Consider the following 4838-nt stretch of genomic DNA (forward strand, 5'->3'; position numbering starts at 1 on the left):
CACGTCGCGCACCTCGAAGCCGGCGCGCTCGCGCGTCAGACCGCCCGGGCCCAGGGCCGAGACGCGGCGCTTGTGCGTGATCTCGGCCAGCGGGTTGGTCTGGTCCATGAACTGCGACAGCTGCGAGGCACCGAAGAACTCCTTGAGCGCCGCGGAGATCGGCTTGGAGTTGATCAGGTCGTGCGGCATCAGCGGCTCTTGCTCGGCCTGGCCCAGACGCTCCTTCACCGCCTTCTCGATGCGGGCGAGGCCGGTGCGGTACTGGTTCTCGGCCAGTTCACCGACGCAGCGCACGCGGCGGTTGCCCAGGTGGTCGATGTCGTCGACTTCGCCACGCCCGTTGCGCAGGTCCACCAGGATCTTGACCACGGCCAGGATGTCGTCGTTGGACAGCACCATGGGGCCGGTGGCCTCGTCGCGGCCCACGCGGGCGTTGAACTTCATGCGGCCCACGCGCGAGAGGTCGTAGGTGTCCGGGTTGTAGAACAGGCGGTGGAACAGGGCCTGCACCGCGTCCTCCGTCGGCGGCTCGCCGGGGCGCATCATGCGGTAGATGGCCACGCGCGCGGCGAACTCGTCGGCGGTCTCGTCGATGCGCAGGGTCTGGCTGATGTAGGCGCCCTGGTCCAGCTCGTTGGTGTAGATGCAGGCCAGTTCCTGGATGGCGGCGGCGCGCAGCTTCTTGAGCAGGGCTTCGGTGATTTCCTCGTTGGCCTTGGCGATGATCTCGCCGCTGTCCGGGTCAACGATGTTCTTGGCCACCACGCGACCGATGAGGAAGTCCTCGGGCACGCTCACGTGCGTGGTGCCCGACTGCTCCAGCTCGCGCGTGTGGCGCGCGGTGATGCGCTTGTCCTTGGCCACCACCACCTTGCCCGACTTGTCGGTGATGTCGAAGCGCGCCACTTCGCCGCGCAGGCGCTCGGGCACGAAGGCCATCTGCGCACCGCTGTCCATGATGCGGAAGTGGTCGTTGACGAAGAAGTTCGCCAGGATGGTCTCCGGCGTCAGGCCGATGGCCTTGAGCAGGATCGTGACCGGCATCTTGCGGCGACGGTCGACGCGGAAGAACAGCACGTCCTTCGGGTCGAATTCGAAGTCCAGCCAGGAGCCGCGGTAGGGAATGATGCGGGCCGAGAACAGCAGCTTGCCCGAGCTGTGCGTCTTGCCCTTGTCGTGTTCGAAGAAGACACCCGGCGAGCGGTGCAGCTGCGAGACGATCACGCGCTCCGTGCCGTTGATGATGAAGGAGCCCTTGTCGGTCATGAGCGGCACTTCGCCCATGTAGACCTCTTGCTCCTTCACTTCCTTGACCACCTTGGACTGCGGCGTGGAGGACTCGCGGTCGTAGATGATGAGCTGCACGCGGGCGCGCACGGCGGAGGCGAAGGTCAGGCCGCGCGTCTGGCATTCGCGCACGTCGAACGCGGGCTTGGCCAGGTTGTATTCCACGAACTTCATCTCGACGAAACCGTTGTGCGAGACGATCGGGAAGGCGGCGGTGAATGCGGCCTGAAGGCCTTCGGTGGTGCGCTGCTTGGGGATCACGTCCGCCTGCAGGAAGGCGGTGTAGGCATCCTTCTGCATCTGCAGCAGATAAGGGATGGCGAGCACGTTCTCGCGCGTGCCGAAACTTTTTCGGATGCGCTTGCGTTCGGTGTATGAGTACTTCGATGCCATGAGATCTCCGGGCTTGAGGTCTTGGCGACTGTCGGTCAGCGGCGCGCTGCGCTGACGAGCTTGGTGGCTGGCCTCTACCAACCGATGGCGGACGGCCCGCGCGTTGCACGCGGGCCCGAACCAAGTGGTCTTCTGCAGTCGGGTTCAGAAAACACTTGAAAACCAGTTTCGGGCTGGTTTTCAGGTGCGCTCTGAAAGCGCAAAAGGCAGGCTATGCACCTGCCTGTGTAAATCGGATGCGGGCCGTCGCGAGCGGCCCGAGGTCGGAGCGAGGAGCGCAACCGTACCGAAGGACGGTGAGCACCGGAGCGCCGAAATCGGGTTGCGCGGTAGGCCCGGGCCGATTTACTTGAGCTCGGCCTTGGCGCCGGCTTCCACCAGCTTCTTCACGGCGGCTTCGGCGTCGGCCTTGGCGATGCCTTCCTTCACGTTCTTCGGGGCGCCGTCGACCAGGTCTTTGGCTTCCTTCAGACCCAGGCCGGTGATTTCGCGCACGGCCTTGATCACGGCAACCTTGTTGGCACCGGCTTCGGCCAGCACCACGTTGAACTCGGTCTTCTCTTCCGCGGCGGCGGCGGCGCCACCACCCGCACCACCGGCGGCCGGGGCGGCCATGGCGGCGGCGCTCACGCCGAACTTCTCTTCGATGGCTTTCACCAGGTCGTTGAGTTCCATGACGGACATGCTGTCCAGGGCCGTCAGAAATGCGTCTTTATCGAATGCCATTTGAATTTCCAATCAATCGGTTGATGTTTGCGGGAAGCTGCGGCCGTCAGGCGGCAGCCGTTTCGCCTTCGCCTTTTTTCTTGGCCAGCGCGCCGAGCACCACCGCGGTGCGCGAGATCGGCGACTTGAGCAGGCCACAAAGCTGCGCGAGCAGGACCTCTTTCGAGGGGATGCTGGCGAGCTGCTTCACACCGTCGACGTCCAGGGCTTTGCCCGCGTAGACACCGCCGCGGATGACCAGCTTGTCGTTGGTCTTCGCGAAATCGGCCACCACTTTCGCGGCGGCCACGGGGTCTTCGGAGAAGCCGTAGACGAGCGGGCCGGCCATCTGCTCGGCCACCACCTCGAACGGGCTGCCGGCGACCGCACGACGGGCCAGGGTGTTTTTCAACACACTCAGGCTCACGCCGCTGTTGCGGGCGCTCACGCGCAGCTTGTCCATGGAAGCGACCGTGATGCCGCGGTACTCCGCCATCACGAGGGTTTGAGCTTTGGCGGCGAGGCCGGTCACTTCGGTGATGACCGCTTCTTTCTCACTGCGATTCAGACTCAAGGTTCACTCCTTCAATGTGCGGGGGTGTCACCACCCGCCACACGCCTCATTGCAGCGATCAACCGTTGCAGGACACTCTCGAATCCTTCAGCGGCGGGATCGCCATCTGCGTTGGCCTTGTCGATTAAGCCGACCCACGAGGGCCGGCGCCAACGGTCTTGGATGGCTTCGCGGAGCACCCGAAGGCGCGCCGCAAACCCACCACACCCAGGCGCCCGAGGGCGCCCGAATTCATCACGCCGAGATGGTCTGGGTGTCCACGCGGACACCGACACCCATCGTCGACGACACAGCCACCTTGCGCAGGTAGATGCCCTTGCTGGTGGCCGGCTTGGCCTTGTTCAGCGCGTCGAGCAGCGCCACCAGGTTGCCCTGGAGCTTCTCGGCGTCGAACGAGCGGCGGCCGATCGTGCCGTGCACGATGCCGGCCTTGTCGACGCGGAACTGCACCTGGCCGGCCTTGGCGTTCTTCACCGCGGTGGCCACGTCGGGCGTCACGGTGCCGACCTTGGGGTTGGGCATCAGACCGCGCGGGCCGAGCACCTGACCCAGGGTACCCACGATGCGCATGGCATCGGGGGAGGCGATCACGACGTCGAAGTTCATGTTGCCGGCCTTGATGTCGGCCGCCAGGTCGTCCATGCCGACGATGTCGGCGCCGGCGGCCTTGGCCTCTTCGGCCTTGGCGCCCTGGGCGAACACCGCCACGCGCTTGGTCTTGCCAGTGCCGTTGGGCATCACGACGGCGCCACGCACCACCTGGTCGGACTTCTTCGCGTCCACGCCGAGCTGGATCGCCACGTCGATGGACTCATCGAACTTGGCGGTGGCGGCTTCCTTGACGATCTTCAGCGCGTCGGCCAGCGGGTACAGCTTGGTGCTGTCGACCTTGCCTTCGAGCGCTTTCTGTTTTTTGGTGAGCTTGGCCATTTACACGCCCTCCACGATCACGCCCATCGAACGGGCAGAACCGGCGATGGTCTTGACGGCCGCGTCCAGATCGGCGGCGGTCATGTCCTTCATCTTGGTCTTGGCGATTTCCTCGAGCTGGGCCCGGGTGATCTTGCCGACCTTGTTCTTGTTGGGCACCGAGGAGCCCTTCTCGAGCTTGATGGCCTTCTTGATCAAGGTGGTCGCCGGCGGCGTCTTGATGATGAAGGTGAAGCTCTTGTCCGCGAACGCGGTGATCACCACCGGCAGCGGCAGGCCCGGCTCCACACCCTGGGTCTGAGCGTTGAACGCCTTGCAGAACTCCATGATGTTGAGGCCGCGCTGACCCAGCGCCGGACCGATCGGGGGGGAGGGGTTGGCCTTACCAGCTGGCACTTGCAGCTTGATGAAGCCGACGATTTTCTTCGCCATTTTTCAGCTCCTGCGAGTGCAAACGGCGGGTTTCAAGCCACCTCCTCGCGGTTGGGACCCGGTAAAGACAAGGGCGCAGGTGTCGGGCCGACCCACCTGCGCCTGGATAGCGTCAGGTCTTCTCGACCTGGCTGAATTCGAGCTCGACGGGCGTGGCGCGACCGAAGATGGTCACCGACACGCGCATCTTGTTCTTCTCATAGTTGACTTCTTCGACCGTGCCGTTGAAGTCGGTGAACGGGCCTTCCTTGACGCGCACGTACTCGCCGACGACGAACTCCACCTTGTGGCGGGGCTTGTCGGTGCCTTCCTGCATCTGGCTGACGATCTTCTGGACGTCCTCTTCGGAAATGGCCACCGGGCGGTTCTTGGCGCCACCGACGAAGCCCGTCACCTTGTTGGTGTGCTTGATCAGGTGCCAGGTGTCGTCGTCCATCACCATTTCCACCAGCACGTAGCCGGGGAAGAACTTGCGCTCGGTGGTGCGCTTCTGGCCGTTCTTGACCTCGACCACCTC

At 64.5% G+C, this 4838-nt stretch carries 6 protein-coding genes; all 6 read right to left on the reverse strand.

Annotated features, from left to right (window positions below):
• Window positions 1-1680 (reverse strand): RNA polymerDNA-directed RNA polymerase subunit B (locus BGO22_RS06390; protein ID WP_502686433.1); only part of this gene is annotated, 1680 nt, incomplete at its 3' end.
• Between the two features lie 345 nt (window positions 1681-2025).
• Window positions 2026-2406 carry a 50S ribosomal protein L7/L12 gene (gene rplL / locus BGO22_RS06395; RefSeq protein ID WP_070400496.1) on the reverse strand — a complete coding sequence of 127 codons (381 nt, stop codon included), beginning with the start codon at window positions 2404-2406 and terminating at the stop codon, window positions 2026-2028.
• Between the two features lie 46 nt (window positions 2407-2452).
• A complete protein-coding gene (rplJ, locus tag BGO22_RS06400) occupies window positions 2453-2959 on the reverse strand; it encodes a 50S ribosomal protein L10 (protein WP_070400497.1) in 507 nt (168 codons plus the stop codon).
• A gap of 234 nt (window positions 2960-3193) precedes the next feature.
• Window positions 3194-3889 (reverse strand): 50S ribosomal protein L1, encoded by a 696-nt coding sequence (gene rplA, locus BGO22_RS06405; protein WP_070400498.1) that lies wholly within the window; start codon window positions 3887-3889, stop codon window positions 3194-3196.
• Window positions 3890-4321, reverse strand: coding sequence for a 50S ribosomal protein L11 (gene rplK / locus BGO22_RS06410; RefSeq protein WP_286849681.1), 432 nt, complete (start codon window positions 4319-4321; stop codon window positions 3890-3892).
• A 112-nt stretch (window positions 4322-4433) separates the two neighbouring features.
• The coding region (gene nusG, locus BGO22_RS06415) for a transcription termination/antitermination protein NusG (RefSeq protein WP_286849682.1) at window positions 4434-4838 on the reverse strand (405 nt) is incomplete at its 5' end.

The organism is Hydrogenophaga sp. 70-12, from assembly GCF_001897365.1.
Taxonomy (GTDB): Bacteria; Pseudomonadota; Gammaproteobacteria; order Burkholderiales; family Burkholderiaceae_C; genus Hydrogenophaga; species Hydrogenophaga borbori.